The organism is Streptomyces sp. NPDC091282 (assembly GCF_044757385.1).
Taxonomy (GTDB): Bacteria; Actinomycetota; Actinomycetes; order Streptomycetales; family Streptomycetaceae; genus Streptomyces; species Streptomyces gramineus.
Genome location: NZ_JBIVUX010000017.1, coordinates 38,516 through 65,357, shown reverse-complemented (window position 1 = coordinate 65,357; position 26,842 = coordinate 38,516). Strand labels below are relative to the sequence as shown.

Sequence of the window (26,842 nt, the reverse complement as noted above, 5' to 3'; positions counted from 1 at the left end):
CGGAAACAAAAAGGCGCCTACAAATAGTGGGCACACGCTAGACATGCCCACAAAATGTAGGCATTCTGAGAGTGCGACACCGACCGGGGCCGCATCCGACGGGAAGGAATCCCCGCTCATGACCGAGATCCAGCACCTGAACTCCACCGACAGCCGCGGCCGCGCCCTGCGGGCCCGGCAGCACATCACCCACGGCCTGCGCCTGCTGGGCGACCACATCGGGACCGTCGCCATCGTCGTGGCCGGTGCCGGTGTCGCGGCCCGGATCGTCAACAGCATCGTCGAGTTCGCCCCGGTCCTGAACGTCACCGACGGCATGGCCGCCCTGCTGATCCTGGCCGTGTGGGGTGCCGCCCTGCTGGTGAAGGGCTTCGCGTACGACATCGCCGACCGGATCGACCCCGACCTGCACGACGGCGACGACCTGTGGGACGCCACCAAGGTGTTCCAGGCCAACGCCGCCGACATCGCCGAGGGCGCGAACTACGACGACATCCGGCTCGCGCTCCAGGCCAGCAAGGTCGTGCCCGCGCTGCACGGGCTGACCGTGCTGCTGCGCACCGCGTACGCCCAGGACGGCGAGATGGAGGAGGCGGCCGCGCTCAGCGACACCGCCGCCCTGGTCCGTGCCGCCGCCGAGTCGCTGGGACACCGCGACCTCAGCGAGTGACTTCGCCCCGGGGCGGCCGCCATCCCGGCCAAGGTCAGTCGGCCGCCCCGGGCTCCGAACCCGCTCCAGACCGGAGCAGGAGGAGAACCCATCCTCCCCCATCCCGAAGGAGCCCCCGACATGTCCAAGCCCGACACCGACAAGGCCGCCGAGGCCCGGCGCGTGCAGCAGGTCCAGCAGCGCCTGGCGGCCGCGAAGGTCACCCGCGACCAGCGCAAGGCCGACGCCGAGTTCGACTTCTGGGCCGACGTCGCCGCCGCGATCGACAGCGGCGAGGTCAAGCAGACCGAGGCCTGCGAGGCCATCGGCTTCAAGCGCGAGTACGTGCGCCGCCAGCTGATCGAGCACCGCGCCCAGGCGGCGGCCCGGGCCGCGACCGACACCTCCGACTCCACCGACTGACCCGCCCGCGAGGAGCCCCGATGTCCAAGCAGTCCCCGGCCCCCGGCCAGATGCCCGCGCCGAAGAGTCCCGCCGAGTTCCTGAGCGAGCACCGCGCCTACGCGGGCACCACCGTGGCCGCCGGCACGCTGCTGACCCTGGCCCGGATCTGGAACGCGCAGGGCGCAGAGCACAGCGTCGGCGCCGCCGGGCTGATGCTGGCCTTCGGGGCCGCCTCCGGCTACTTCGCCGTCAAGAACGACGAGGAGACCGCCAGCGCGGTGTTCTCGTCGATGGCGCTGACCTTCGGCGCCCTGTCGGTCGGCGTCTACTCCGACCCGATCGCCCCCGCGCTGATCATCTGGATCGTCGCCGTCATCGCGTCCAGCGTCCTGATCGCCCGCTCCCGCCGCGACGACCGCCGGGTGGCCACCGCGCACGCCAACGAGATGGCCGCGCTCAAGGTGGACCGCTCCGCAGACATCACCATCGCGGAGATCGACGCCAACTCCCGGATCGAGGTGGCCCGCCAGCAGTCCGCGGCGGCCGCCGCGATGGAGGAGGCCATCGCCCACCGCGCCGCGCTCGTCGACGGCCCGCTCGACCCGATCGGCATGCTCCGCGCCTCCGGCCAGCTCCCGCCCCTGCACGTCGTCAAGGACGCCGACGACGAGCGCCGCACCGCCTGACCTGCGACTACTGAAGAGAGGAACCGAAGCGATGTTGAACCGCCAGTACCACAAGCGCGTCATGAAGGCCGCCCTCAACCTGGTCGGAGCCGGTGGCGAACACGCCGCCACCCCCGCCGACCTCGTGGCTCTGGTCTTCGGCCGCCACAACTACGAACTGGACGCGACCGAGGCCGCCAGCTACCTGGACGCTGCCCGGGTCACCCGGGGGGCCCGCCTCCCCGAGCCGAACACCGCCCCGGCCGCACGGCGCGTCAAGGACGCCGCCCTTCGGCCGGCGAAGGCCCCCGCCGTCACGGTCTACACCCCGGCCGACCTCTCCCGCTGCCTCCGGCAGGGCGAGCACCGCAGCTGACCGGTAGCCCTCGGTCCGCGTCCCGCACGCGGGCTCTGGAGATCTGGCCAGCACCACCGCGCACCCACTCGTCCGTTCAACGTCTGGAGAACTCCGTGAAGATCCGACTGCCTTGGATGAGCCGTCTGGACCGCAACCGCTGGAAGTCGGCGCAGAGCCTCGGTCAGCTCGGAGGGCTCATGGCCCTCTGGCTGGAGGGGCACGTCGCCAGCTGGCCCGGCTACCAGCCCAACTGGGGGCCCGACGAGGAGACTCGGGAGCTGATCCCGACGCTCGCGGCCGCCAACCGCGCCGGGTACGTCACCATCGCCTCCCAGCCCGGCGTCGACCCCGTGGAGGGGTTCGACGGCCAGATCTGGCAGCAGAAGGCCGCCGTCGAGGGCTTCGTCCGCAACTACGACCTGCTGCGCGCCCTGGCCACCGCCGCCGAGGGGGCGGGCCTGGAGTACGAGGTCGTCGACACGCTGGACACCGGCGAGCGGGGCATCGTCGTCACCCTGCGCGGGGGCGAGCCCCACACCGGCTTCGGCGGCTACATCGACGACGCCAACCTGCGGCACACCATCTGGCGGGGGATCGGCCGGGGCGCCCTGGACGACGTCTTCCGTGCCGTGCGGGTCACCCTCGCCGCCCCCGAGTACGGGGTCGCCGCCGGGGCCCGGGTGTGGGAGGTCGTGGAGTCGGTCACCGCCCAGATGAACGCCGCCGCCGGCGCGCGCGCCGAGGAGGGCTGAACGCCGTGGTCACCACCGCGTTGTGGGTCGTCCTGGGCGCGGTCCTGCTGAGCCTGGTGCAGGCGTCCGTACGGACGCTCCGGGTGCTCCCGGCGTGCAGCTGGTGCACCCGGGCCTCCGGCCACGAGGTCACCGGCCACACCGCCGAGCAGTGCCGGGGGCCCCAACTCGCCGAACAGCAGCGCGCCGACCTCGCCGCTACCCACCAGCGGGACCTGGACCGGCGCGACCGACAGCTCGCCGAGCACGCCGACCGGCGTACGGCGGAACGGCAGCGCACCGCCGCGAAGCTCAGGGTCGAGCGGATCGGCAGCGTCACCACCCGCGGCCGCGAGATCCACATCACCGGGTGGGCGTTCAGCACCTACCCGTACGGCGTCCCGGCCCCGGCCGGTGCCGGGCAGGCCTACGCCTACCAGGGCCGCCCCGAGCAGACCAGCGGCTGGACCGTCGAGGAGCTGCACGCGATGACCCACGGCGGGGCGTGCGACTGCGACGTCGCCCGGCTGGCCAAGACCCTGCGCTGACGGCTGCCCGCGTCGTCCGGCCCGGGGGAGCGGGGCGGCAAGGGGAGCCGGGACAGCCCCGGTATCCGGAACAGAGCAAGAAGGAGGTGAACCTCATGGCGCATTGGGCGGTTCAGATCCCGACCCGTACCCCGGGCGAGCAGCCCCGGACCGGCGTCCAGTGGTTCACGTACCCGGCGTCACGCTTCCCCGGCCGCGGCGACGTGGTCGAGAAGGTCCGCGAGGACGTCGCCACCGAGGACGCGGTCCGGCACCGCTGCGGTGCCGTGGCCGATGTCGACGCCATAAAGGTCATCTGGCACGACGACCTGCTGTAGATCCGCCCCGGGGCGGGCGGCACCACGACCAAGCAGGTCGCCCGCCCCGGGCCACCCGAACCCCCAGAAGAGGAAAGGGCAGTGCCCATCATGACCCAGACGACACAGGGAAAGCCGACTCCGGTCATCGCGATTCCGCTGGCCGACCCGTCGGTGCCCTACCCGGAGATGACCGGGGACGAGCCGTGCCGCCAGGACCCGGACTTCTGGTTCCCCGAGCAGGGCGTCAACGCCGGTCCCCCCAAGGCGTTCTGCCACACCTGCCCCGTCCTGGCCGACTGCCGGGCATGGGCCCTGGCCAACCCCCACCTGGCCGGTGACGGCATCTGGGGCGGCATGAGCCGCACCGAGCGCAACGCCGTGCGCCGCAATGCGATGCGGCGGGCGGCATGACGAACGCGGTGGACATCACCCAGGCCCTCGCCGTCCTCGCCCTGGCCGCCGGTTGGACGCTGCACGCCAGCCGCCTCCACCGGCGCCTGGACCGCTCCCGCCACGACCCGCTGACCGGGCTGTGGACCCGTGACGGCTGGACCCGCCGGGCCGAGCGGATCATCCGCCGCCGTCCCCGGGCCGCGGTCCTCCTTGCGGACCTGGACGGCTTCAAGCCCGTCAATGACGTGCACGGTCACGCGGCCGGCGACGCCGTCCTCGCGGCCGCGGGGGAGCGGCTGACCGCCTGGTGCGGCGCCCACGGAGTCGCCGGGCGGCTCGGGGGAGACGAGTTCGTGGCCGTCGTCGAGGACGACGCCCGCCTGGACGACCGGCTCGCCGACCTCGCCGAGCTGCTGCGCCAGCCCGTCGAGCACCAGGGCGTGACGCTCACGGTCGGCGCCTCCATCGGCGCCGCCCGGCTCGCCGCCCTGCCCGAGCCGACCCTGTCGGCCGCACTCACGGCCGCCGACCAGGCCATGTACCGGGTCAAGGGCCGCACCCGTCGCGGCCGCCGCCTGCTGCTGGCCCCGGCGTTCGCCGTCCTGCGCGGCCTCCCGCAGCGCCTGCGCCTCGCGGCATGACGATCGCCGCGCTCCGGCGCCTCTTGGACGAGGTGCAGCCGGACGTCGTCCGGCCGCCCGCCCCTCAGCTTCCGCCCCGTCGAATCCACCCCCGCAGCAAGGAGAACACCCAGGTGAACGCCTACGACGCCGTGGTCCGGTCCATGCACCGGGACGGCTACACGCCCGAGCAGATCTCCGCCGAGCTGAACGTCTCCGAGGAAGAGGTCACCATCATCATCACCGCCGCCGAGCAGGACTCCGGCCAGACCGTCCCGGCCCCGGCGCCCGCGCCGGTCACCGAGACCATGCCCGAGGTCGCCGCCTTGCTGACGTGGGCCGCCGCCCACGGCGACGCCAAGGTCCGCACCGACGGCGAGCAGGCCGCCGCCGTCCTCGCCGCGCTCAGCGAGCGCCGCACCGTCGACGCCGAGCTGGAGAAGATCTCCAGCGAGGAGCACCAGCTGGAGGAACGCCTCGCCGCCCTGCGCGTCCGCAAGAGCACGCTCCAGCCCGAGCCCGCCGGCGCCAAGCGCAAGCGGCCGGAGCGGGACTACGAGCCCGCCGTCGTCCGGGCGTGGGCCCGCGAGCACGGCCACGACGTGCCGGACCGGGCGCGCATCCCGAAGAAGGTCCTGGAGGCCTGGCGCCAGCGCGAGAACGCGCCGCGGCTGGCCGCCGTCAGCTGACCGCCCCGTACGAACCGCACGACCCCCGGGGCGCGGCCGCCATCCCGGCCAGGACCACACCGGCCGCCCCCGGGGCCCTCCGAACCCGAGACCCAGGAGAGATCCCCGACATGAACCCGATCCCCGAACCGTCCGTGATCGTGATGATCGGCGCGAGCGGCTCCGGCAAGTCCACCCTCGCCCGCACCTGGCCCGCCGACTACCGGCTGGCACTCGACTCCTACCGGTGGACCGTCTCCGGCGACGCGGGCGACCAGGAGGCCACCGCCGACGCGGTGTTCCTGCTGGACGCCGTCCTGGAACGGCGCCTCGCCCGCGGCCTGACGTGCGTCGTCGACGCGACCCACACCGGGATCGAGGTCAGGAAGAGGGCGATCGAGACCGCCCACGCCCACGGGATGCCCGCGGCCGCCGTGGTGATGACCGCGCCGCTTCCGCAGTGCCTGGACCGCAACTCCCGCCGCCCGGCCAACCGGCGCGTCCCCGACGAGGAAGTGCGCCGCCAGCACCGGCAGATCAGCCTCGCCCGCCCCGGCCTGCACGCCGAGGGGTTCGACCACGTGGTCACCGACACCCGGCTGATGCGGATGCGGCTGCTGCTGCAGCGCGCCGTCGACCGCGTCCACGCCGACCACCAGGCCGACGGAGACCACACCGAGCACGCCCGCCGGGTCCTGGCCCGCCGGTTCTTCGGCGAGGACCTCGCGGAGACCTTCCACTGGACGCACCTGCGCCCCAACCACGACCCGATCGGCGCCCTCGCGGTCGGCGGCGACGAGATCGTCGTTGCCTACCGCACCTGGTTCCCCGACCCGATGGACTGGGGGTTCGAGGCACAGGTGCCGTGCCTGGGCGGCTGCTCCGGCCCGGCCTGGGTGCCGGTGCGCAGCCCGATGGACCTGCTCGCCGTCTACGACGACGACTTCCCCGAGGCCGTCGTGCGGTGCGACCGCTGCACCGCCGGCGCCACCATCCGGGAGGCGGTGTGAGCACCGCGGTGAACCCCGACACCGGCGACGGGTTCGACGCCCCCACCCCGTCCGAGGCCTACGCCGACGCCCCCGCCCTGCGGCGCGAGATGCATGACGTCATGGAGCTGGGCGCCGTCCGCGACGGCCGCCGCGACGGCGTGGCCACCGGCCCGCCCGCACCCGACGCCGCGACGGCCGACCGCGTCTTCCTGCTGCGCCGGGCCGCCCTCATGGACCGCATGGCCGTCGACGACCCCGGGCCCGGAGCCCGGGGCGCCGCCGTCCGGGCCGCGTTCGAGCTGGCCCAGTTCGACCGCCAGCACCCGCAGATGACCGCCGGACCGCACGGCCCGATGTCGATCGAGTTCGACCCCAGCCAGCGCCCGTACGTCCGCCAGGAGTACGCCGCCTGGACCGCCGCCGGTCAGCCCGGCGCCTGACCCGCTCACGAAAGGACGCCACATGTTCGAGGCCGGAGACACCGTGCGGATCGTCGCCTGCGAGGACGACCCCCGGGCCGTCGGTAGGACCGGGCGGATCGTCGACGAGGTGGCCCCCGGGCCGCTCACCGGCGGCCGGTGGACCGTCAACCGGATCGGCCTGTTGATCGGCCCGGTCCTCTGCCACGGCCACGAGTTGCAGAAGGTCTGAGTGCCGACCGGAGCTTGCCACCCTCCGCATAAGTTGATTGAATTAGCAGTGTCGTACGGGGCGGAAGCCCCGTACGGCGCCGTCCCCCATGAGTCTGACCAGGAGAATCATGAGTGAGCCCCGCAGCACCACCGACGTCATGACCCTTGACCCGGAGGGCTACGCCCCGGTCGACCACCCCGGCGTGACCGTGCCCGAGGACCGGCGTAGCTGGTCGGCGAGCTGGCCGCAGTACGCGCCGGCGGACATCACGCCGCCCGAGCTGCGGCCCGCCGCGCTGGTCCGGCAGGTGCCGGACTGGGCCGAGGCCGCCGCGACGCCGACCGACGTGAACGACTGGGACCGCCGCCGGTCCGCCGCGCTGGTCCCCTTCGAGCTGGACGCGCAGGGCTGGCCCCTCAACCCGCAGGGCCGCACCGGGCGCACCGGCCGCAACCTCGGGAAGTGGGCGGAGAACGCGGCCGCGGACCCGATCGTCGTCGCGGGCCGCGGCGCCCGGCGCCGGGTGCTGCTGATCACCCGGGACGACATCGGGGTGGAGGCGATCCCGGGCGGCATGGTCGACCCGGGCGAGACCGCCCCGGCCGCCCTGGTCCGCGAGCTGCGCGAGGAGACCGGCGTCGACCTCTCCGACCACCCGCCGGTCATCCTCGGGCAGGACCTCGTGGACGACTGGCGCAACACCGACCGCGCATGGGTCGCCTCCACCAGCGCCCTGTACCTGCTGCCCGCCACGGTGACCGCCGTCGCCGCGGACGACGCCCTGGACGCCAACTGGTACCCGTTCGGCTCGCTCGACCAGCTGGATGACGCGGTCACCGCCGCCGGACGGACCCTGTACGCCGCCCACCGGCCGCTCCTGCAACGCGCTCTCGACCACCTCGCCAAGTAGCCCCGCCCGGGCGGGAAGTACCCGATCCCGTCCCGCACTGTCCGTACGGCACGACAGCATGGGCCCGGGGCCATCGGCCCCGGGCTCCGCCATGAAGGGAAGTACATGAGCACCACCGACCCGAGCACCGCGGCGTACGCCGCCGTGGAGAAGGCCGCCACCGGCCTGCGGACGCTGTACGCGCCGAGCGTGCTCGACGAGGCCGCCGCCCTGCTGAGCGACCTGTGGGCCGCGGGCGAGCGGCACGGCGTGACGCCGAAGGAGTGGGACTGGGCGCTGAGTCTGGCCGGCGGCGCGCTGGAGGTCATCGCCAGCCGCTACACCCGCACCCCCGACACCGAGCGCACCGGCGAGCAGGTCTTCGCCCTGCGCCGCGACCTGATCGAGGCCCTGACCTCCGCCGAGATCGGCCTGAACGCCCGGCCCGGATCGCGGACGATGACGGTCGTGGACCGCCTCCCCGAGACGCCGCGCGGCGGCTACCACGGCGACGCCAGCCTGGTCGTCGGCATCTACTCCAACGGCGGCTGGGACATCAGCATGAACGCCGACGGCGCCACCGTCGTCTCGATCGCCGCCCCCGCCACGAAGGCCGGGGCCGCCGAGGTCGCCGCCCTCGTGCGGGCCGTCGCCCGCGGTGAACTCGGCAACCCCTTCCGCCGCTGAACCCCACCATCAAGGAGAGCACCACCATGTCCGACTGGACCCCGACCACCCTCGTCCGCGTCGACCGCGAGTACGACCGCCGCAACGCCGACAGCCGCAGCGGCAGCCGGTTCGGCTCGTACATCAGCGCCCGCACGGAGGAACTCGACTCCGAGGACCGCACCGACCGCGCCGAGTTCACCGCGTGGGCGTGGCGCATCGCGACCCCGCCGGTGATGTCGCCCGGCTACATCGACATCCGCGCCGACCTGTCGATCACCTTCGACCGCGACGAGGACGGCGACCCGATCGTGAAGGTCACCGTGCCGCTGCCCCACCGGGCCCTCGCCCGCGAGCACCGCCCCGGCTACGAGGTGGGCGACTGGGAGGCCCCGTACGGCCGTGGCGAGTCGTACCCCCAGCTCTGGGCGCCCGCGTTCATCAAGCGGACGGCCGTCCTGGCGTCCGCCGTGATGCTCGTGCCCGCCAAGGACTGGGATCTGTTCGTCCCCTCCGACCGCCCCGAGCAGCTGGTCGACGACGCACAGCTCGCCGTGGAGACCGCCGCCCGGCTCATCAACAGCTACGTCGGCCCGCAGGTCGCCGACCTGCTCGGGGCGTCGTAGGCCGACCCGACCGAGGCGGGCGCCGGGGCCGCAGTCATCGGCCCCGGCGCCCGCCAGGGAGGAAAGCACATGGAGGAGACCGCCACCACCCGCCGCCCCGGGACCGTCGCCGTGGCGGCGCCCGGCGTTCTGCACGCCGCCCTCGCAGCGTGCCACCACCCCAACCCGCTGCCCGCCTGGCTCACGAAGGCCTCGCCCCGCTGCGGCACCGGCCCCGGCGGCGTGCTGCACCTGGACGCGGCGGCCGTCGGCGAACTGGCCGACCTCGCGGCGGAGGCCCTGTGGGAGTGCCAGCAGGCCGTGGGGGAGGGGGAGCCGTTCACCACCCTGTTCGCGCAGGCCTGCACCGCCGTTCTCGACTCCCTCGCCGCCACCCGCCACACTCGAACCCAGACACCGGAAGGACCCGTGCGATGACCGCTCAGCCCGTCCATCAGCCCGCACCGCCGCCGTCCCCCGCGGCCGCCGCGCAGTTGCGCGAGCGCATCAGCCGCCACGCCCGCGCCGCGCACTGGCTGCCCGCCTTCGAGCGGGACTGGGGTCACGCCCTGGAGACGGCCCGGCAGACCTTCGACCTGACCCCGCTGCACGAGGCGATCCGGGAGTGGAGCGGCCGCCTGGACACCGCCCCGGCGGTCGCCGCGTTCCTCGCGGGCGGCATGGACACCTCCGACGGCGTTCCCCTGGAGGACATCATCGGGTCGCGCGGGTGACCCCGGCCTGGCCCGCCCGGCTCTCCCCGAACGCGGCCGCCGTCCTCGCTCAGCTCCCGCCGGAAGTGCAGGAGATGGTGCGCGACGTGCTCGACATCGCCTCCCGCCAGCCGTGGGGCTGGCCGCAGTGGGACCCTACGGACGCGGAAGGGCCCGATCTGCGCCGGGCCGACGTCGGCCCGCTCACCGTCGTCTACTTCGTGAACGAGCCCCGCCGGTACCTGTATGTGCTGGACGTCGTCTGGGCGGGGTGAGCGCCCGTCACCTCCCGCAGGGGCAGCCCCCGCCGGTCCGCCGGCGGGGGTTTCCTCGTGCCCGCCGGTATCAGCGGCCCCACCGGTCACCCACTTCGGTACCGTGCTGATCGCCCCAGACCGCGAAACCAAGGAGAGTGCCCGCCGTGACCACGCACGCGGTGCCCGGCGCAGAGCGACGACCGCCGATACCCGCCAGCAGCGCCGCAGCCGACGGCGACGTCCTGGTCCCGATCCGCGGGGGCCTGATGGCCGCCGCGATCGTCGTCGCCACCGCCGCCACCGTCCTCGCGGTCATCGGCTTCACCGGCTCGTACCGCTCGGTGCGCCAGCTCGCGCTCGACTGGGGCTGGGGCTGGTTCGCGTACGTCTTCCCCGTCGGCATCGACGTCGGGATCATCGGGCTGATCGCGGCCGACCTGTTCCTGTGCGCGATCCGCACCCCGGCGCCGATCCTGCGGTGGTTCGCGTGGGTGCTGACCGTCGCCACCGTCGTCTTCAACGCGTCCAGCGGCTGGCCGGCGGACGGCTCCGCCGGGTGGATGGACTACGTCGAGGCGGCCGCGCACGCCACGATGCCCGGCCTGGTCGTCGTCATCACCGAGGCCCTGCGCCGGGCCATCGCCCGCCGGGCGCGGATCGCCGACGGCCACGAGTACGAGCCGCTCGGGATCGCCCGATGGGTCCTCGCCCCGGTCTCCACCTTCGGGGTGTGGCGGCGCATGCGGCTGTGGGAGGTCTACACCCGCTCCGCCGCGCTGGACCTGGAGCGGGACCGGCTGACCCTGCGCGACGAGCTGCGCAAGGAGCACGGCAGGAAGTGGCGGAAGAAGGCTCACCCGGGCCAGCTGCGGGCCATGCGCGACGCGAGCCGGGGCCTGTCGATCCCCGCGCACCTGATCGCGAACGTCGACCTGCCGACCGCGAACGCGGCCCCCGCGCTCACCGCGAACGGTGCGAACGGGGACCGCGAAGCCCTCGCCCCCGGCGGCCCTCCCGCGAACGGCGCGAATGGGGGTGCGTACGCCGAGGAGGCGGCACCCGTGAACGACATGTCGACGGTCCCGGCGGCCGCGAACGGTCCCCTCGTCGACATGGCGACAGCGCGAACGTCCTGGGAGCCAGCGAGCGAACGCCTGCCGGTCGCGGCGCCCGCTCCGGCCCCGTCGATCAGCTCTGACCTGCGCGATTCGCACCGCGAACGCACGACCGTGCCCGCGGTCGCACCCTCGCGGTCGGTCGTCAGGAGCACCGTGCCCGCCCCATACAGCCCGGACGGTTCCGCGGATCAGGGCGACCGTGAACTGGTGGGCGCGAACGCCGGAGCCCTCACCGCGAATGCCCCTGCGTACGCGGCCGCGCCGAGCGTGAACGGTGCGAACGGGTACCGCGAAGACGTCGCCGGCGACGGCGCGGGGGAGGGGTACGAACAGCCCGCCGAGCGGTACACCGAGGACCGCGCCGGGCGCCGGCGCCTCGCGGAGGACTACCTCCGGGCGAAGGACGCCGAGCAGCCGCCGCCCTCGCAGGCGAAGTTCGCGGCCACCGTCGGCGTCGCACCCGCCACCGTGTCCAAGGCGATGAAGGAGTGGCGCGAGGACCACGGCGACTGACGCCCCTCGTTGTGTCGACCCAACAAACCGTCACCCCGCACCCTCGCCCCGTTGTTCCGGCACAACAGGGTGGGGGTGCGCCGGTCCGGCCGGAGTTCCGCCGCCGGTGGTGATGCAGGGGGCTCCGCCCCCCACACCCCCCGACCCTCCACAGAGGGTGGGGGCGCCGTTTTCGATCTTGCGGCCGGTGGGTGGTGGCGGGTGGGTGGTGGCCGGGGGCTCCCCTCCGCGACGGGGCACCCGGAGGGGACCACGGCCCGCGCCGGGCCGCAAGCCCGGGCCGCTTCGCGGCTGATCCGGGCTTGCCCCCCGACACGGCCCGTGGTCGGCGGAGCCTGCCCCGCCGCGGAGGGAATCCCCCGACCGGCCCGTCGTGCGGCGTGCGGACGCCGGACACGACCCCGAAAAACACCGCCTGAGCTGCCGTTTCGGGTTGACCTTGACCCCAAAACTTGATTGAATTAGCAGTGTCGGAACGGGGCGGGAATCCCGGACCGGCACCACCGAGAACCCTCAACGAAAGGATCATCATGGCCGTCACCTTCGGTCCGCTCCTGCTGGACGACGAGGCCAACACCCAGCTCAAGCCCACGTTCGAGCCGGTGCTGCGCCTCTACTACGTCGAGCTGTGGAAGGACGGCGCTGTCCTGGACGTGCACGGCAGCGGCGAGTGGCTGGAGACCGCCGCCTACGCGGTGGACACCGTCGACGCCTTCCTCGCCGAGCACGGCGTGCGCCCGCTGACCGGCATCGAGCGCGCCGACCTGCACGGCGGACTGCTCCAGGCCAAGGGCGGCGCGGGCTACGACGTGCTCACCCGGCAGATCGCCCGCCGGTCCTGAGCGACCGTCACCCGGCGGGGTGGACGGGGCGGGAATCCCGTCCACCCCGCCGGACCACCGACCACCTCAACGAAAGGAACCGCGCGATGGTCGACCGCATGGACAGCCGCGAAGGGTTCACCAAGGGCGACAAGGTGACCCAGGCCGGAGAGGGCCCCTTCGAGCTTCCGCGTGACGGCGTGGTCCAGGGCTGGCTCACCTTCGAGTACGCGCCCACCAAGTGGTACTGCTGCGTGACCTTCGGCGGCCGGTACATCGGGCGCTACCAGGCCCGCGAGATCGAGCACGTCACCCAGCCGCAGTGACGAGACCGGCGGGGGGAGCGGGGCGGGAATCCCGCTCCCCCCGCCGGAGCCCACCACCGAAGAACCTCAACGACCGGAAAGACGCACATGACCATCACCAGCCAGATCCCCACCGCCTCCCGCGTGCAGCTCGACAAGGCCCCCGCCGAGTACCTCGTCATCGCGGACGACGGCCCCGCCGTCGACGACGTCCGCGCGGGCCGGACCCCCGAGCGCCGGGTGCGCTACGTCGAGCGCCGGGCCGCCGACCCGGTCGAGCGGCAGCTCCAGTGGGACGAGCTGGAGGGCGACTGCCTGGACGCCGAGGGCACGGTGCGGCTGCTCGCCCTCACCGCCGTCAGCCACGGCCACGCCGCCCACGTCGCCCGCCGCGAGTTCGCCGCGTTCAACGCCGCCGTCCGCATGGGCGACGAGATCGACCGCCACCTGGAGTGCGGCGAGCGCGGGTGGCTCGCGATCCGGATCGCCGACGGCGGCAGCGACGGCGAGCTGTACGGCGACTACGAGGACGCCTTCGCCGCCCAGGAGCAGCCCGAGGCGTGCACCTACTTCCCGATCTCCCCGCTGTGCCCGTGGACGCCCGCCATGTGCGCGGAGCACCTGGAGTTCATGACCCACCTGCGGCACGGGTGCATGGTCTACGGCCGCCCCACCTGCCGCTGACCCGCGGCCCCCGGTGACGCGGGCGGGGGCGGGAATCCCCGCCCGCGCCACCGGCCCGGCCGCCCGACACCGATCAACCTCAACGAAAGGCACGCACATGACCAAGACCCCGGCGTTCCGGCTCGGCGCCCCCGACTGGGAGCAGCGCTACCCCGTCCTGACCGGCGCGGACACCGTGATCGGAGCCGTCTTCCGCTGGCACCGCGACTGGCTCACCATCACCAGCAGCGGCGAGCACAACCTTGGTCGTCCCGAGAAGGGCCGCCGCGGCGTCCCGCAGGCCGCCGCCCTGGCCGCGGCCGGGCACGTGGCCACCCAGTACGGAGCCGGTCACATCACGGCTATGACGCTGGAGGCCGTGACGGCCCCGGTGCCCGTGCTGATGAACCCGGTGCCGCTGCTGCACGAGCGGATGCCGGAGAGCCCCCGCAACGTCGACGCGGCGACGTTGGTCATGGCTTCGCTCGCGACGTTCCGGTGGCGGCCGTTCACCGGGTTCCCCGGCTCCGACAACCCGCACTGGATGGAGTGCGAGCTGTGCGGATGGCAGGGCCCGCGCTACTGGTCCCACCTGCGCGGCCGCCCGGTGGGTGCGCTGCCCAGCACCTACCGGCACCCGGCGTCCGAGGAGTTCGGGGCGCCCGCCGGTTGCGTCGGTGACGCGAAGGTCCGCGAACTGATCACCGCCTACCAGCAGTAGCCCCCACCCGCAGGCAGCCGGGCCCGGACGAGCGCCGGGCCCGGCGCCCCCCATCAGGAGGAACCTCATGGCAGTCGACTTCAGCGTCGAGGGAACCGTCGAGCTGTGCCCGCCCGTCCCGCTCGCGCAGTTGTGGGAGCTGACCGAGGGCGGAGACTTCCACGTCGCCCCCCACGGCATCCCGGAGAGCGAGCTGACGGCGCTGGTCGGGCGCGAAGCGTGGGTGCTCGTACCCGACACCGACAGCGGCACCGACGACCAGGGCCGCCCGAAGGCCATCAAGTACCTGCGGGTGGACGACCCCGAGACCTACTCGTTCTCGATCAACCGCCGTCTCGTGGCCCTGTCCGGGTGGATGGGCGAGGCCCACGAGTTCGACGGCGAGCTGCACTACCAGGACGGCGACGTCGGCACGAAGGGCGTGATCGAACCGTTCGAGGACGGCGAGGAGCCCGAGTGGCGCGAGACCGCCGGACGGCTGTGGTGACGCCGCCAGCCCAGGGCGCCCGCGCTCCCTGCTGATCGGGGGCCCGGCCCGGCCGGCGAGGGGAGCGGGGAGCGGAAATCCCCGCCCCCCTTCGGCCGGACCGCCCCGGACATGCAGGCGGCCGACGGGGCGCAAAAGCGTGGGAATCCCGTCGGCCGCAACGGCTCAGCCACCGAAGGCCCTCAACAGGCCGTCAACCGAGCACGCCAACATGGTAGACGCGTTCCACACACACCAAGGAGCAGGACCCATGAAGACCATCGACGGACGGCCCTACGCCACCCGGGCCGAGCTGTCCGCCCGCGCCGGGTTCAAGGGCGAGGCCACCCTGCGCGCCCTGTGGGCGGAGCGCGAGAGCAACGGCCACCCGCCCGCCCGCCGGATCGACCGCGCCCTGTACTGGGACCTGGAGGTCTGGGAGCGCTGGCACACCGAGTACCGGCGGCAGCGCAACGGCGTCGACTACAGCGGCAGCCCCGACGAGGAGCTGCCCCCGGCGGACCAGGCCAAGGTGCTCGGGATCAGCCTCAGCGCGATCAGCCACTACCGCGACAACCCGCCGCCCGGGTGGCCCGCGCCCGTGCGCGAGGAGGAGCTGGAGAGCGGCCGCACGCGCGAGTACCGCACCCGGCGCCAGCTCTGGGCCTACGCCGACGCCGGGCCCCGGGCCGGAGCGGCCGGCCGCACGCCGGTGAAGGGCCCGGACCCCAAGGTCGCCCTGGCGGTCGAGGCCCTGGCCGCCGCGCCCGGGCGGAAGGCGGGGGAGACCGCGGCCGCCCTCGCCGAGCAGCACGGCGGAGGCCTGAGCACCTGGAAGCGCGCCGTCACCGAGGCCCGCAGGCAGGGCTGACCGGCGGCCGCGACGCGCACGGTCGGCATCGTCCCGACCGGGCGGACGCCGGTCGCCGGAGCGCCCGGGAAAAGGTCAGAAAAGCAGCCCTGAGCTGCTCTTTCGCCTTGACCCACGGCCCAAAACTTGATTGGATTAGCAGTGTCGGAAAGGGGCGGGAATCCCAGACCGGCGCCACCGAGAATCCCAACGACAGGACGTGCCCATGACCGAGATCGAGGCGGGGGAGCCCACCCCCGAGACCTGCCTCCGGGTGGTCCGCGCGGCCGCCGCACTCGCCGCTGCCGCCGACGACGCGGCGCTGAACGCCGCGTGCCGCAGCAGCTCCCGCACCGAGGCCCACCGCGAGGAGGTCATGCACGCCGTGCACCGGGAGGCCGTCGAGGCCGACGGGCACGCCGCCCGGGCGGAGCAGTGGGCGGCCGACCCGAGCATGCCGGACAGCGCGCTGCGCTACTGCGCCCGCGGCGCCGTCGACTACGCCGTGCGCGCCCAGGAGGCGGCCGGGGTCGAGGTGACGGCCGCCGAACTGCGCACCGAGCTGGAGCGCAGGCTCACGCCCGAGGAGCACGCCGAGCGGGAGAGCGAGCAGCGCCGAGCCGAGGCCGAGCAGGAGGTCGAGGAGCGGGCCGAGACCGGCATGGACGCCGACAACCGCCACCTGGCCCGGATGAACGCCTACCTCGCCGAGAGCATCGTTCCCGCACTCGGCTGGACCGCCGGGCACGTGCGGGTACTTGAGGCCGCGGAGACGGGCCGCCTGTACCAGCGCGACGGGCAGGTCCGGCAGGCCGCCGCGCACGGCGTGTGGAGCGGCGGCCGCAAGGTCAGCCGGGAACGGACGCAGGACCTGCGCGCCGCCGGGTACCTCGCCGCCGTCGACGCGGCCGACGGCGTCAGCGTGCTCGTGCCCGCCCCGAGCGGCCAGGTCGCCCTGGAACTGGCGCGGCTGCACCCGGCGGGCCTGTACGAGAGCGACAAGGCGGCGTACGAGGCCCGCTACGCCCGCGTAGCGAAGCGGCACCGCCGCATGGACGACAAGAAGGCCGCCGCCCGCCGTCTCCCGGCTATGGACGGCAGCACGGTGCGCCGGTACCAGCGGCCGGTGACGCTCGCCGAACAGGAGGCCCGCGCCGCGCGCGAGGCCACCGAGCAGTGGGAGGACGAGGGCGGCTACTGCCCCGGCGTCGAGACCCCCGATCCCGTCGTGGAGAGCACCGCACGGTGCCCCTGCTGCGGTCTGCGCAAGGCCACCGTGTCCGGTGTCCTCGCGCCCCACAAGCCCACTCGCGTCGCGGCCGATGACTGCCCCGGCAGCGGACTCCGCCCCGGCGGCGAACCCCGCGTCGAGGACGCGCCGGCGGCGGCCGCCGAGCCCGCCGCGACGCCGGTCACGGCCGGGCCGTCCCTGCCGCCGGGGATGTACTTCCTGCCGCTGGTGTCGACCCGGTACCGCGAGTGGTGGGGCATCCAGTGCGGCCGCTGCCACGGCGACCGCGCCACGCTGTCCGGCCAGTGGCACGACAAGTACGAGGCCGCGGAGGCCGCCCGCGAGCACTTCGACGGCGCCCATCGCTCGTACAACGATCTGCTCACCTCGGAGGAGATCGCGGAGGTGGAACGCTGGCCGCTGTCGGCCGCGCAGCGCACCGTGCTGCACTGGGCGGAGCACGCCGAACTGGCCGAGTACGAAGACGGTTTCTGGGCCCTGGACTGCGTCCCGGACCGTTGGGACGTGAACAAGCGCGTGGCCCGTTCGCGGGTGACCGGCCTGTGGGCCGCCGGACTGCTGGACGTGCACCTGGACGGCAACGGCCGCCGCCGTCTCGTGAAGTCACCGACCGGCCGCCGGGTGGCCCGTCTGGTGTTGAGCGCGGAGCGCCAGGGCTTCGCCGAGGCCGCCGCGAAGGACGCCCGGCTCGCCCCGATCCCGAAGCGCAGCGGCGGCTACCCGCTGCTCTCCGAGGGCCGCTACTTCAAGGGCGAGGAGCGGCGCCCGGACGACCCGGCCCCGACGGAGACCGCACTCGTTCCCGCGGCCGCCGTTCCGGCAGCGGCGCCGGAGCCGGTGACGACGCCGGCGCGCACCGACCAGCCCCTGTTGCGGCGTCTGTTCGCGCCGCGCGCCGCCCCCGAGCAGCAGCCCGCGCACGCCGCCCGCACGGCCATCCGGCGCCCGCAGCGCGTGCTCACTCCCGAGGAGCGCGAGCGGGTGCAGGACATGCCACTGCTCAACCTCCAGGGAGCCCTGATCATGGGCATCACCGACCCGGTTCCCAACGCGTCGCCGATGTCGGAGGACGCCGGTGCGTGGGTGCGCGAGCACGCCTGGCCCGCGCACTGGCAGGAGATGGAGGACCGTTACCCATTCGGGTTCCACCGGTGGAGCATGTGCGAGCGGGGCACCTGCTGGAACTGCCTCTCCGGGCGGCACGACATCTGCGTCCACCGGCAGAAGGGCGGCCCGAGCGTCGACAGCAACCGGGACTGGGTGACCAACCACCAGGGGCGCACCGTCGCCGAGTTCATCCCCCGGCCGGGCGGCGAGCCGTGCGTGTGGTGGTGCCGGTGCGAGTGCCCCAAGGACGGCCCTGCACCGGCCCGGCCGGCGAGGAAGAAGAAGCCCGTTCCGGCCGGTCCGCAGACGGCGCCCGAGCCCACTCTCGCGCAGGCCGCCGCGCCCGCCCGGGCACCCGAGGCGGACGCGGTGCAGGCCGCCTTGTGGTGACGCGGGGGGCGCTGCCCCCCACACCCCCCGGCCCTCTCTCCAAGGGGGCGGGGGGACGGATGTCGACCTGGTGGTGAGTGGGTGGTGCGGGGGCGGGGGCGGCCGGGGGACTCCCTCGCCGGACGGGCACCCCGAGGGGGCCACAGCCCGCGCCGGGCCGCCAGGCCAAGCCGCCTGCGGCGGTCGCCTCCGGCGAGCCCGGCACCCCGACACGGCCCGCGGCGGCTGACGCCTGCCCGACCGACGAGGGAGCCCCCCGACCGGGGTCGTCGTACGGCGTTCCGACGCCGGAGCGAAAACACCATGTGACCTGCGCGAACGCCTTGACCCGACCCCCAAAAGTTGATTGAATTAGCAGTGTCGGAACGGGGCGGGAATCCCGGACCGGCACCACCGAGGACCTCAACGACAAGGACCAGGGGCACATGATCGAGACCGAAGCGGGGGAGCGGGCGGCGCTGCCCGAGTGGCTCGCCGACGTGGCGGAGGACCAGGACGAGGACGCGGCCGCGCTGCACCAGGCGGCCGGTCACCCGGACCTGATCGAGTGCCGCCGTACGGCCGATCTGCTCGTCGACTTCGCGCAGGCGCACCCGGACGAGGAGGCCGACGGGTGGGCGCTGGAGGCCATGCTCCGCGTCATCCAGTGCGCATACGCGGTCGTCGACGGCGAGGACGAGGAGGCCGCAGAGTGCGGCCGCGCGGCCAAGGGCGAGCGCGCCGCGATGGCGCTGGACCGGCTGGAGTCCCAGGGCACTGCCGAGACGGCCGCCGAGCGCCTGGTGGCCCTGGACCGCGAGACCTACGAGCTGTTGCAGTGGTACGCGGGACCGTGGCCGGTGGAGTGGCTGTTCCCCCCGGCGAAGGACGGCCAGGGCCGCGTGATCCGCCCCCGGATCGTGGTCCTGTTCACCGGCCCGGGCGGACTGACGCACGGCATCCTGCGCATCCTGCGCGCCAACGTCGACATCGTCGGCGTCGACCTGGACCGCGGCGCCGTGGCGACGTCGACGGCCGCCGGGTACCGCACCATCCATGCCAACGTCACCGACCTGGACCCCGAGCACCCGTGCCTCCAGCACGTCACCGGGATTGCGCTCACCCCGCCATGCCAGGCGTACAACCCCTCGGGTCTGCGCAAGGGCCACTACACGGGCGCGATCGAGCTGATCGAGCGCACCGTGCTGGAGGCCGCCGCGGCCGCCGGGTTCTTCCCGGTCGTCACCCCCGACGGCGGCGACGTCGCGCCCGGGTGCGAGGACGGCTACGCACCGCGCTCCCGGATGACGTGGGACGAGGTCCGCGAGCCGCTGGAGGAGCTGGAGGACGCCCGCGCCGGACTGATGGCGGAGGTCGTGATCTGGCCCCTGGCGATGCTCGCCCGCGGCGGCAGCGTGGAGTGGGTCGCCGTCGAGCAGTCGAGCGCCCTGCCCGCCCGGATCGAGGCCGCACTGATGAACCGCCTGAGCGAGGCCGGATGGCACACCACCGAGGCGTTCACGCTGGACGCGGTCGACTACGGCTCCGCCTCGCACCGCAAGCGCCGCCTGATGGCCGCCTACCGCGGCGAGCGCCCGTTCGTCGACCTGACGCCCACCGAGCCGTTCCCCGTCACGACGTTCGCCGACGTCGTCGGATGGCCCACCGGCCGCAACTACCTGACGCGCGGGAACCGCCCCCTGGACCCGGTCACCGGCCGCGCCAAGGGCGGCAGCTCCCGCAGCGCCGACCTCCCGTCGACGTGCATCACAGCGACCGCCTACGGGTGGACGTGCGCGGAGACCGGCGAGCGGATCACGCTGGAGGACATCAGCCGCCTGGTCGGACTCCCCGGCGACTACCCGGCCCACCACGTCGGCCGCGGCCGCGGCATCCGGAACCTCACCCAGCAGCGCGCCGACATCGTCTGCCCGATGGTGGCGGCCGCGCTGTTCGGACGCATCCTCGGAGACCCCCGGTGGGAGGCCAAGACGCGGGCGTACGTCGAAGGGCTGTACCGCCCGACGGAGGTCGAGGAGAGCGGACAGATGCTCTTGCAGATGCTGTTCGCCCACCGCATCCCGGCGCAGAACACCGGCCGGTCGCCCGTCGCCTGACAGGCACACACGACGAAGGGGCCCCGCACCGCGGGGCCCCTTCTCTGTGTCTGGCCGGGGGTCAGCCGGAGGCCGCGCCCGACGTCACGCCGTCAGCCGAGGAGGCGCCGTCCTGCGAGGGGATGGCGCCCGCCGGCGAGCCGTCCGCCGGGGGGACCGCAGGAGCCTGCGCATTGGCCTTCCTCGCCGCCGGGCGGGACCGCTTCCGCGGCCGCTTCACCGGCTCGTCCGCGCCCAGCTTCGTCAGCTCATCCGCCGTCCAGCCCGCCGCTTCGGCGTCCACGTACGCCTTGCCGTACGGCTCGTCGAGTTCGGCGAGCTGCTCCAGGAGGCCGCTCCGCTTGGACAGGACCTCCACCAGGGGGCCCGCAGCGGCCATCCGGCGTTCCTGGACTTCCATCATCTTCTGCAAGATCTCATCAGCGCTTGGCATGCGGTGATCGTAGCGTTCGTCATTCGGGTGGCCGCTCGATATCCGGTCGGAAATGCCGCAGGCAGCAGCAGTTTTGACCGCGCGTCACGAATAGCCGCGCTTTTCGGGGAGGCATTAACCACAGGCAGCGAGTTGTAGGTTACTGGGCCCAGTAACCGGATATCGCTGGCCGGTCTGCACTAGGTTGGCCGTCATCGATCTTGGTCCAGGGATGGACCGGGAGGGGTAGGAGAGGGGGCGCCAGCGTGGACGAGCCGCCGGTGGATGAGAGGGCGTCGCGTCCTCCGGTGCGGCGCCGTGGGCGCGAGCCGGGCGGGACCCGGTCGCACCGCTTTAAGGTCTCCTTCAACGACGCCGAACTGGCGATTGTGCAGGAGGCCGCCGACCGCGAGAACCAGGCACTGGCCGCGTGGGTCGGCCAGGCGTCGCTGGCCGTCGCCACGGAACAGGTGGTCCCCGTCTCGGCGGACTCCAAGGCGGTCTTGCAGGAACTCATCCGGCAGCGCGCACAGCTGCGCCGTGTCGGCAACAACCTCAACCAGGTGGCCCACGTGCTGAACGCCGAGGGCGAGGTGACCAACGCTCAGATCAGGGCCGTACTGGCGCTGGTCCAGGAGACCGTCCGGCACGTCGACGAGGCCACCCTCCAGGTGATGAGAGAGCGGCGGCCGCGCTCATGATTCCGAAGGAAGCAGCGCCCGGCGACGACACCGCCGGACTGCTCTACTACCTGTACGGGCCGGGCAAGCGGGACGAACACGTGGACCCGCACATGGTCGCCGCGTGGGACCCCTTCGTACCCGATCCGGTGAAGTCGGAGGACTTCTCGATCGCCGATCTCGCGATGCTGCTGGACGCACCCGTACGCGCCCTGACGGGCAGGAAGCCGCCGTTGCACGTCTTCCACGTGGCGGTGCGCAACCCGCCGGAGGACAGACTCCTCACGGACGAGGAGTGGGCCCGGGTGGCGCGCGAGATGATGCACGCCGCCGGCATCGCCCCGCACACCGACGACCAGGGGTGCCGGTGGGTGGCCGTGCGCCACGCCGACGACCACATTCACATCGTGGCGACCCGTGCCCGCGAGGACGACCGTCAGCCGGACACGAGCTGGAGCAAGCTCCGGATGCAGGAAGCCGCGCGCGGGTTCGAGATCGAGTTCGGTCTGCGCCGCCTGACCCACGCCGACGGAACCGCCCGCAGGTGGTCGAAGACCGGAGAGGCCGACAAGGCAACGCGCCGGGGGCTGTCCGAGCCGGTCCGCGAGACGCTCCAGCGCACCGTGCGCGAGGCGGCGGCCGCCGCCGTGAGCGACGCCGACTTCTTCGCCCGGCTCGCCGCGGCCGGGCTGCGCGTGAAGCAGCGGATCGCCCCGGACGGCAACACGACCGGCTACTCCGTGGCGCTGCCCGGAGATCGCGACAGCGGACAGAAGCCGGTGTTCTTCCCGGGCACGAAGCTCGCCCCGGACCTGTCCCTGCCGCGCGTACGCGAACGCTGGAGCGGACCGCCGGTGAACCCCGCGGCCGCGCCGGCGGATGCGTGGCGCACGGCGGCGGAGAAGGTCCGTGCCGCCGCCGACCAGCTCGGTGCCGGAGGACTGCACGAGGGTGCCGGAGACGTGGCCGCGCTCGGAGACCTGATCGTGACGGCCGCCGTCGTGTCCCCGTACCTGGTGCGCAGCCAGATGCGGAAGGCCGCGTACGAGTACGAGCGGGCATCCCGTGCCCCGGCCGCCCGCCAGATGGATGGTCAGGCACGCCAGTTGTACCGGGAGTCGAACCAGGTCCTCGCCCGGTCTGTGTCGGCCGTAGGCCGCAACGACACGGTCGCCGCCCTCGGTCTGCTGCTCGCCCTGGTGACTGCGGTGGAGGCCTCCCGGCGCTGGCACCAGGCGCAGGAGCACCGCGTCCAGGCGGAGGCCGCCGGACGGGCCGGACGACTGCTGCACGAGGCAGTCGAGGTGACCGTCGGCGTCAACGCGGCACGCGAGTACAAGCCCCGGGCCAAGCGCACCGCACCCCGAGCGGGGACCGGACGGCGCGCGGTCACGGCGCCGGGAACCCGGCCGATGGTCGGCACGGTCCAGGAGGCCATCCCCGACCACGCCCGGGAGGTCCTGGCCGATCCGGCGTGGCCCGCCCTGAGAGCCCGTCTGGTCGAGGTCGAGAAGGCGGGCGACGATCCGGGCGACGTCCTGGCGACGGTCGCGGCCCGCAGGGAATTGAACTCAGCGGACTCGGTCGCCGAAGTGCTTGTATGGCGCCTGGACGGATGGCAGCGGCAGCGCAGTTCGGCGGCCGCCGCCTCCGGTAGCGGCACAACTGCCGCGCCCGCCGGCGGCACCGGGCGAAGCGCCCCGGCCCGCAAGCAGGGGGCGCCGTCACCGACACGGCGGCCGCCCGGCGAGGAGCAGCAGCGCAAGGGCCCGAAGCGGGGCCGCTAACGAGGGGAGAGCGCGAGATGACATCACCGACACCAGAGGAGCGCGCGGGGGAGGCGTTCGCGGAGTCCGCCGCCGAGGCGGTGCAGACCGCGGTCATGGCGGCGCGTCTGGTCATGGCCATCGCGGACGCCGCGCGACGCCACCAGCAGCGCAAGCAGAAGGGGAAGGAGGACGACCTCCCGGCCGCCGAGGAGGCGGTGAACGAGGTCGGCAAGGACGTACAGCGGCTGCTTCCCTCCGACATCTCCACGGCGCTGGTGGAGGAGGCGGACTGGCCGCAGCTCGCGCAGCAGCTGCTTGCCCTGCGCAAGGCGGGCGTCGACCTGGACCAGGTCCTGCCGCGCGTCGGCGAGATCGCGGTGAACGTGCGCGACCAGGTCGCGGCCAAGGCATCGGAGAGCACCGACCAGTGGGTCCGGACGGTGCGCGAGACGCTGCCGGCGGGACCCGTGCGCGAAGCGATCCTGAACTCCCCGGCCTGGCCGGAGATGGCCGCGACGATGGCCCGGCTGGAGGAGAAGGGCGTCAACGTGCGCGAGGTCCTGGCGACCGCGCACAACGAGGTCCTGGCCGTCGACCAGGCGGTGGCGAAGGGACTCGGGGCGGCCGCCGAACCGGCGATGAGTCGGGACGCCCAGCTGTCGTACGGGCCGCTGACGACCGGGCTCGACCTCCCCCGGGATCTCGACCTGTCCGACCGCGAGCGGGCGTTCAACCAGCTGGCCATTTCGCCGCAGGAGAACCAGCGGTACACCCGCTGGGTTCGAGAGGCGATGCCAGGCCACGAACGGGAGGCGGACCTGTTGGTGGCGTCCCGTCAGTGGCCCCTGGTGGCCCGTCGGATGGCGCAGATGGAGACCGATGGGCAGCCGGTGCGCGAGCACCTGGCCCGCCTCGCCAAGGACACGTCCTGGCAGGAGGGGCCCGATGCCCAGCTCGGGACCCGACTGGTGCAGGCCGCCAGCGACGCACTGCGCCGTCCGGCGGGCGGTGCGCCGGGGGAGTCGCGGGTGAAGGTGAACACCGCGGCGGCGAGGGCCACGTCACCGAGCGTGGACCCTACTAAGGCGGCGAAGGCCGCAGCACCCGCGGAGGCCGGAGTGGCTTCGCACCGCCAGCCCGCACCCGCTCCCACGCGGGGCAAGTCCAAGTAGCCGAGACCCCCGAAAGCACGTGTGCCGCAGGCCCCAACCGGGGGTCTGCGGCACACGTGTTGAAGGGTCAGACCCGAGTGGCGCCGTAGTAGTCGCGCTCCGGCATCGCGGAGGTCAGGGGAGCCAGTTCGACGTTCCTGCCTGTGCGCGGCGCTTGCAGCACGTTGCCGTCGCCCGCGTAGATCGCGACGTGGTAGATCGAGCCGCTGCCGCCGTGCGACCAGAACAGCAGATCGCCCGGCTTGAGGTCGGACCTGGAGACCGGCCGGTCGGACGTCGCGCCGTACTGCGCGGACGCTGTGCGCGGCAGATTCGCCTTGGGGGCGAAGGCGTACTGGACGAGGCCGGAGCAGTCGAAGCCGATGGTGCTGGAGGCCACGCATTCGCCGTTCAGGTAGCCGTTGGTGCCGTCGCAGAAGCCGCGTGACGGGCCGCCCGGTCCGCCGCCGCCCCACGCGTACGGGGTGCCGATCCGTCCGACGGCCTTGCGCAGTGCGTCGGCCGCGGAGCCGGAGCCGGAGACCTGGATCAGGCTCGGGCCCTGGAAGCGCGGCAGGTAGCTCAGGATGAGCTGGACGTAGTTGAACGTCTCGCCGCCCGCGAAACTCTTCGGCGGGACGCCCTTGAACTGTTCGACGCGTCCCCAGCCCGCGTTGTACCCGGCCAGCGCGAGGCCGCGGACGTCGCCCGGGAAGCCCGAGGACTTCGCCTGCTTCAGCAGGGAGCACATCATCCGGCCCTGCGCCATGACGGCATCGCCTATGTCCCACAGCGAGGTCTCGCCGTTGCCGTCGTCGTCGCGTCCCCAGGTCGCGAACGTCGAGGGCAGGAACTGCGCCGGACCCTGCGCGCCGGCGCCACTGGTCGCCTTCTCCGGCGAGGTCTCGAACTTCGACTCCTGCCAGAGCTGGGCGGCCAGCAGGGCCGGGGTCATCTCCTGCTCGGCGCAGGCGTCGTCTGCCTTGAGAATCCACTTGCGGAACTCGGTGGGCACTCCGCGCAGCCCACCGCCGCCGGTCGTCTCGGCGGCCGAGGCGTCATCGTCGGACACCACCACGCCCACCACCACGACGAGCGCCAGGACGACGAGTCCTATGACCGCCCCGGCGGCCCCCATCAGCACCTTCACGTGCCATTCCCCCCGTGCTTGTTCTCGTTTCGCTCGTGCCGGTTGTGCGACTTGCTGCGGTACTAGATCACGAGGCGCCCGCCGTGCGCGCCTGCATTGAGGCGGGCCGGGCCGTCGAACGGATCACGGCTCACGTAGGGTCGGAAGCAGTCTCGTGTGGGGCGAGTTCGCTCAGCGAAAGCGCGTCCCTCCTGCCCGCGCACAGCGCGGCGGAGGCGTCCACACGGAACGGTTGGCGACTCGGGGGTGTGGCTGATGAGTACGCGTGTTGACGCTGTGACTAGGGACGACTCCACCGGTCGTGCTCGAACCGCCGTCTCGAAACAGCCCCTGCCGTGCAGGTGTCTCTCCCCCCGCCGGGCGCTCCCGTGAAGCGCCATCCGTGACCTGACCTCCGGCTCCGGTAAAAACGCCATCAAGGTTTGTCGGGGGTTCACGCTAGCCTCAGTGATCTCAAGAGCCCAACATCGCGTCTTAAACGAAGCTATACGGGGGGAGTTGCGGCATGACCGCCCAATCGGTGACATCAACCCCGGGCACCGGTGCGCCGGTTGCTCTCCGGTACGCGCTGATGCCCGTCGACATGGGTGTCGGCATTGCAGTGGCGACGGTTGCCAAGATGCTCGACAACGACGCCGGCGGCGCCCGGGCCCGAATCCTCGCGTACGGCGAGCACATCCCGTACGGCGCCTCTCCGGTGCTCGTTGCCGACACGACGCTGTACGGCGCGCAGATGGTCGAGCAGACCCTCCAGCGCTGGGGCTCGCTGCCCCGGCCGTGGCTGGTGTGGGTGGCCGACAGTCCGGCCCGCCCAGTGCAGGACGCCCGGTTCCTGGTCCGCGCCCTGGAGGGGCGGCTGGCCGGAGTGGCGAAGCTGCCGTACCTGCCCGTTCTGCGGGCCGTTAAGGGTCCTGACGAGGCCCTGGAGTACAAGGACGTCCGGTCCGCAGCCGAGAAGCTGCGGCGCACGATCGAAGGGAAATGATCATGGGCATGGAGCGGGCAGCCGCCGACGTGACTCTCGCCGGGCTGATCCCCGGAGCCAAGCCGACGAAGATCCCGGGCATGGATGGCCCGGTCTCCGAGATCTTCGGATATGCGTTGTGGCTGCTGATCCTCGCCGGGGTCGGCGGCGTCATCTTCGGCGTCTACAAGCTCGCCGTCTCGGACAAGAGCCGCAACGGCGGCGGCAGCGAGCCCTTCAAGTGGATGGGCGGAGGGCTGGTGGCCATCATCGTCTCCAGCTCCCTGATCGCCATCCTCAACGGCATCGCAGGCTGAGGCGGG

The 26,842-nt window shown here is 73.3% G+C and carries 35 protein-coding genes; 33 read left to right on the top strand and 2 right to left on the bottom strand.

Annotation, left to right across the window (positions count from 1 at the left end; genetic code table 11):
* Positions 1-118: 118 nt before the first annotated feature.
* The 28 genes from ACIQOE_RS41335 to ACIQOE_RS41200 all read left to right on the top strand — a co-directional run bounded on the left by ACIQOE_RS41335 (position 119) and on the right by ACIQOE_RS41200 (position 20,393).
* Positions 119-670: a hypothetical protein gene (locus tag ACIQOE_RS41335; RefSeq protein WP_401417251.1), complete on the top strand. Its 552-nt coding sequence runs from the start codon at positions 119-121 to the stop codon at positions 668-670.
* Between the two features lie 120 nt (positions 671-790).
* Positions 791-1,072, top strand: a complete 282-nt coding sequence (locus ACIQOE_RS41330) for a hypothetical protein (protein WP_401417250.1) — start codon at positions 791-793, stop codon at positions 1,070-1,072.
* A gap of 20 nt (positions 1,073-1,092) precedes the next feature.
* Positions 1,093-1,740 carry a hypothetical protein gene (locus tag ACIQOE_RS41325; protein WP_401417249.1) on the top strand — a complete coding sequence of 216 codons (648 nt, stop codon included), beginning with the start codon at positions 1,093-1,095 and terminating at the stop codon, positions 1,738-1,740.
* Positions 1,741-1,771: 31 nt separating this feature from the next.
* Positions 1,772-2,095 (top strand): hypothetical protein, encoded by a 324-nt coding sequence (locus ACIQOE_RS41320; protein ID WP_401417248.1) that lies wholly within the window; start codon positions 1,772-1,774, stop codon positions 2,093-2,095.
* A gap of 116 nt (positions 2,096-2,211) precedes the next feature.
* Positions 2,212-2,829, top strand: coding sequence for a DUF6919 domain-containing protein (locus ACIQOE_RS41315; RefSeq protein WP_401417247.1), 618 nt, complete (start codon positions 2,212-2,214; stop codon positions 2,827-2,829).
* Positions 2,830-2,834: 5 nt separating this feature from the next.
* On the top strand, positions 2,835-3,356 hold the full coding sequence (locus tag ACIQOE_RS41310) for a hypothetical protein (protein WP_401417245.1): 522 nt from the start codon (positions 2,835-2,837) through the stop codon (positions 3,354-3,356).
* A gap of 95 nt (positions 3,357-3,451) precedes the next feature.
* The gene (locus tag ACIQOE_RS41305; protein ID WP_401417244.1) at positions 3,452-3,673 is read left to right on the top strand and encodes a hypothetical protein; all 222 of its coding nucleotides are present in this window, start codon (positions 3,452-3,454) and stop codon (positions 3,671-3,673) included.
* A 90-nt stretch (positions 3,674-3,763) separates the two neighbouring features.
* Entirely contained in the window at positions 3,764-4,066 is a 303-nt protein-coding gene (locus ACIQOE_RS41300; RefSeq protein ID WP_401417242.1) for a WhiB family transcriptional regulator, read from the top strand.
* A complete protein-coding gene (locus ACIQOE_RS41295; RefSeq protein ID WP_401417241.1) occupies positions 4,063-4,689 on the top strand; it encodes a GGDEF domain-containing protein in 627 nt (208 codons plus the stop codon). Before ACIQOE_RS41300 ends, ACIQOE_RS41295 begins: the two co-directional genes overlap by 4 nt.
* Positions 4,686-5,357, top strand: a complete 672-nt coding sequence (locus ACIQOE_RS41290; protein ID WP_401417239.1) for a histone-like nucleoid-structuring protein Lsr2 — start codon at positions 4,686-4,688, stop codon at positions 5,355-5,357. The genes ACIQOE_RS41295 and ACIQOE_RS41290 overlap by 4 nt, the downstream gene beginning before the upstream one ends.
* Before the next feature lie 110 nt (positions 5,358-5,467).
* Positions 5,468-6,346, top strand: a complete 879-nt coding sequence (locus ACIQOE_RS41285; protein ID WP_401417237.1) for an AAA family ATPase — start codon at positions 5,468-5,470, stop codon at positions 6,344-6,346.
* The gene (locus ACIQOE_RS41280; protein WP_401417236.1) at positions 6,343-6,768 is read left to right on the top strand and encodes a hypothetical protein; all 426 of its coding nucleotides are present in this window, start codon (positions 6,343-6,345) and stop codon (positions 6,766-6,768) included. Before ACIQOE_RS41285 ends, ACIQOE_RS41280 begins: the two co-directional genes overlap by 4 nt.
* 22 nt (positions 6,769-6,790) lie before the next feature.
* Positions 6,791-6,979, top strand: a complete 189-nt coding sequence (locus ACIQOE_RS41275) for a hypothetical protein (RefSeq protein ID WP_401417235.1) — start codon at positions 6,791-6,793, stop codon at positions 6,977-6,979.
* A 109-nt stretch (positions 6,980-7,088) separates the two neighbouring features.
* Complete coding sequence (locus ACIQOE_RS41270; protein ID WP_401417233.1) at positions 7,089-7,871, top strand: NUDIX domain-containing protein; 783 nt, start codon at positions 7,089-7,091, stop codon at positions 7,869-7,871.
* Between the two features lie 105 nt (positions 7,872-7,976).
* Complete coding sequence (locus ACIQOE_RS41265) at positions 7,977-8,537, top strand: hypothetical protein (protein WP_401417231.1); 561 nt, start codon at positions 7,977-7,979, stop codon at positions 8,535-8,537.
* 26 nt (positions 8,538-8,563) lie between these two features.
* Positions 8,564-9,142: a hypothetical protein gene (locus tag ACIQOE_RS41260; protein ID WP_401417229.1), complete on the top strand. Its 579-nt coding sequence runs from the start codon at positions 8,564-8,566 to the stop codon at positions 9,140-9,142.
* A 69-nt stretch (positions 9,143-9,211) separates the two neighbouring features.
* On the top strand, positions 9,212-9,559 hold the full coding sequence (locus tag ACIQOE_RS41255; RefSeq protein WP_401417227.1) for a hypothetical protein: 348 nt from the start codon (positions 9,212-9,214) through the stop codon (positions 9,557-9,559).
* The gene (locus tag ACIQOE_RS41250; protein ID WP_401417226.1) at positions 9,556-9,855 is read left to right on the top strand and encodes a DUF6247 family protein; all 300 of its coding nucleotides are present in this window, start codon (positions 9,556-9,558) and stop codon (positions 9,853-9,855) included. The genes ACIQOE_RS41255 and ACIQOE_RS41250 overlap by 4 nt, the downstream gene beginning before the upstream one ends.
* Positions 9,852-10,109, top strand: a complete 258-nt coding sequence (locus ACIQOE_RS41245) for a hypothetical protein (protein WP_401417225.1) — start codon at positions 9,852-9,854, stop codon at positions 10,107-10,109. The genes ACIQOE_RS41250 and ACIQOE_RS41245 overlap by 4 nt, the downstream gene beginning before the upstream one ends.
* Before the next feature lie 146 nt (positions 10,110-10,255).
* Positions 10,256-11,722, top strand: a complete 1,467-nt coding sequence (locus ACIQOE_RS41240) for a DUF2637 domain-containing protein (RefSeq protein ID WP_401417224.1) — start codon at positions 10,256-10,258, stop codon at positions 11,720-11,722.
* 530 nt (positions 11,723-12,252) lie between these two features.
* Positions 12,253-12,564 (top strand): hypothetical protein, encoded by a 312-nt coding sequence (locus tag ACIQOE_RS41235; RefSeq protein WP_401417223.1) that lies wholly within the window; start codon positions 12,253-12,255, stop codon positions 12,562-12,564.
* 86 nt (positions 12,565-12,650) lie between these two features.
* A complete protein-coding gene (locus ACIQOE_RS41230; RefSeq protein WP_401417222.1) occupies positions 12,651-12,869 on the top strand; it encodes a hypothetical protein in 219 nt (72 codons plus the stop codon).
* A gap of 87 nt (positions 12,870-12,956) precedes the next feature.
* Complete coding sequence (locus ACIQOE_RS41225; protein ID WP_401417221.1) at positions 12,957-13,532, top strand: hypothetical protein; 576 nt, start codon at positions 12,957-12,959, stop codon at positions 13,530-13,532.
* Between the two features lie 97 nt (positions 13,533-13,629).
* The gene (locus tag ACIQOE_RS41220) at positions 13,630-14,232 is read left to right on the top strand and encodes a hypothetical protein (RefSeq protein ID WP_401417219.1); all 603 of its coding nucleotides are present in this window, start codon (positions 13,630-13,632) and stop codon (positions 14,230-14,232) included.
* Positions 14,233-14,299: 67 nt separating this feature from the next.
* Positions 14,300-14,719, top strand: a complete 420-nt coding sequence (locus ACIQOE_RS41215) for a hypothetical protein (RefSeq protein WP_401417218.1) — start codon at positions 14,300-14,302, stop codon at positions 14,717-14,719.
* 250 nt (positions 14,720-14,969) lie between these two features.
* On the top strand, positions 14,970-15,569 hold the full coding sequence (locus tag ACIQOE_RS41210; protein WP_401417216.1) for a hypothetical protein: 600 nt from the start codon (positions 14,970-14,972) through the stop codon (positions 15,567-15,569).
* Positions 15,570-15,774: 205 nt separating this feature from the next.
* Positions 15,775-18,297 carry a DUF6248 family natural product biosynthesis protein gene (locus ACIQOE_RS41205; RefSeq protein ID WP_401417215.1) on the top strand — a complete coding sequence of 841 codons (2,523 nt, stop codon included), beginning with the start codon at positions 15,775-15,777 and terminating at the stop codon, positions 18,295-18,297.
* A 425-nt stretch (positions 18,298-18,722) separates the two neighbouring features.
* Positions 18,723-20,393 carry a hypothetical protein gene (locus ACIQOE_RS41200; RefSeq protein ID WP_401417213.1) on the top strand — a complete coding sequence of 557 codons (1,671 nt, stop codon included), beginning with the start codon at positions 18,723-18,725 and terminating at the stop codon, positions 20,391-20,393.
* 61 nt (positions 20,394-20,454) lie between these two features.
* Here the strand turns inward: ACIQOE_RS41200 and ACIQOE_RS41195 are convergent, their stop codons facing one another.
* Positions 20,455-20,826 carry a hypothetical protein gene (locus ACIQOE_RS41195; protein ID WP_401417211.1) on the bottom strand — a complete coding sequence of 124 codons (372 nt, stop codon included), beginning with the start codon at positions 20,824-20,826 and terminating at the stop codon, positions 20,455-20,457.
* A gap of 287 nt (positions 20,827-21,113) precedes the next feature.
* Here ACIQOE_RS41195 and mobC point away from each other — a divergent pair, with 287 nt between their 5' ends.
* From mobC to ACIQOE_RS41180, 3 genes are read left to right on the top strand one after another with little or no spacing between them, the layout of a single operon-like run.
* The gene (gene mobC / locus ACIQOE_RS41190; RefSeq protein ID WP_401417210.1) at positions 21,114-21,506 is read left to right on the top strand and encodes a plasmid mobilization relaxosome protein MobC; all 393 of its coding nucleotides are present in this window, start codon (positions 21,114-21,116) and stop codon (positions 21,504-21,506) included.
* Positions 21,503-23,272 (top strand): relaxase/mobilization nuclease domain-containing protein, encoded by a 1,770-nt coding sequence (locus ACIQOE_RS41185; RefSeq protein ID WP_401417208.1) that lies wholly within the window; start codon positions 21,503-21,505, stop codon positions 23,270-23,272. The genes mobC and ACIQOE_RS41185 overlap by 4 nt, the downstream gene beginning before the upstream one ends.
* Positions 23,273-23,289: 17 nt before the next feature.
* Complete coding sequence (locus ACIQOE_RS41180) at positions 23,290-24,426, top strand: hypothetical protein (RefSeq protein WP_401417206.1); 1,137 nt, start codon at positions 23,290-23,292, stop codon at positions 24,424-24,426.
* Positions 24,427-24,493: 67 nt separating this feature from the next.
* Here ACIQOE_RS41180 and ACIQOE_RS41175 read toward each other — a convergent pair whose 3' ends face one another.
* Positions 24,494-25,555 (bottom strand): NlpC/P60 family protein, encoded by a 1,062-nt coding sequence (locus ACIQOE_RS41175; protein WP_401417204.1) that lies wholly within the window; start codon positions 25,553-25,555, stop codon positions 24,494-24,496.
* A gap of 505 nt (positions 25,556-26,060) precedes the next feature.
* Here ACIQOE_RS41175 and ACIQOE_RS41170 point away from each other — a divergent pair.
* Positions 26,061-26,540 (top strand): hypothetical protein, encoded by a 480-nt coding sequence (locus ACIQOE_RS41170; RefSeq protein WP_401417203.1) that lies wholly within the window; start codon positions 26,061-26,063, stop codon positions 26,538-26,540.
* Positions 26,541-26,548: 8 nt separating this feature from the next.
* On the top strand, positions 26,549-26,836 hold the full coding sequence (locus ACIQOE_RS41165) for a hypothetical protein (protein WP_401417202.1): 288 nt from the start codon (positions 26,549-26,551) through the stop codon (positions 26,834-26,836).
* Positions 26,837-26,842 lie beyond the last annotated feature (6 nt).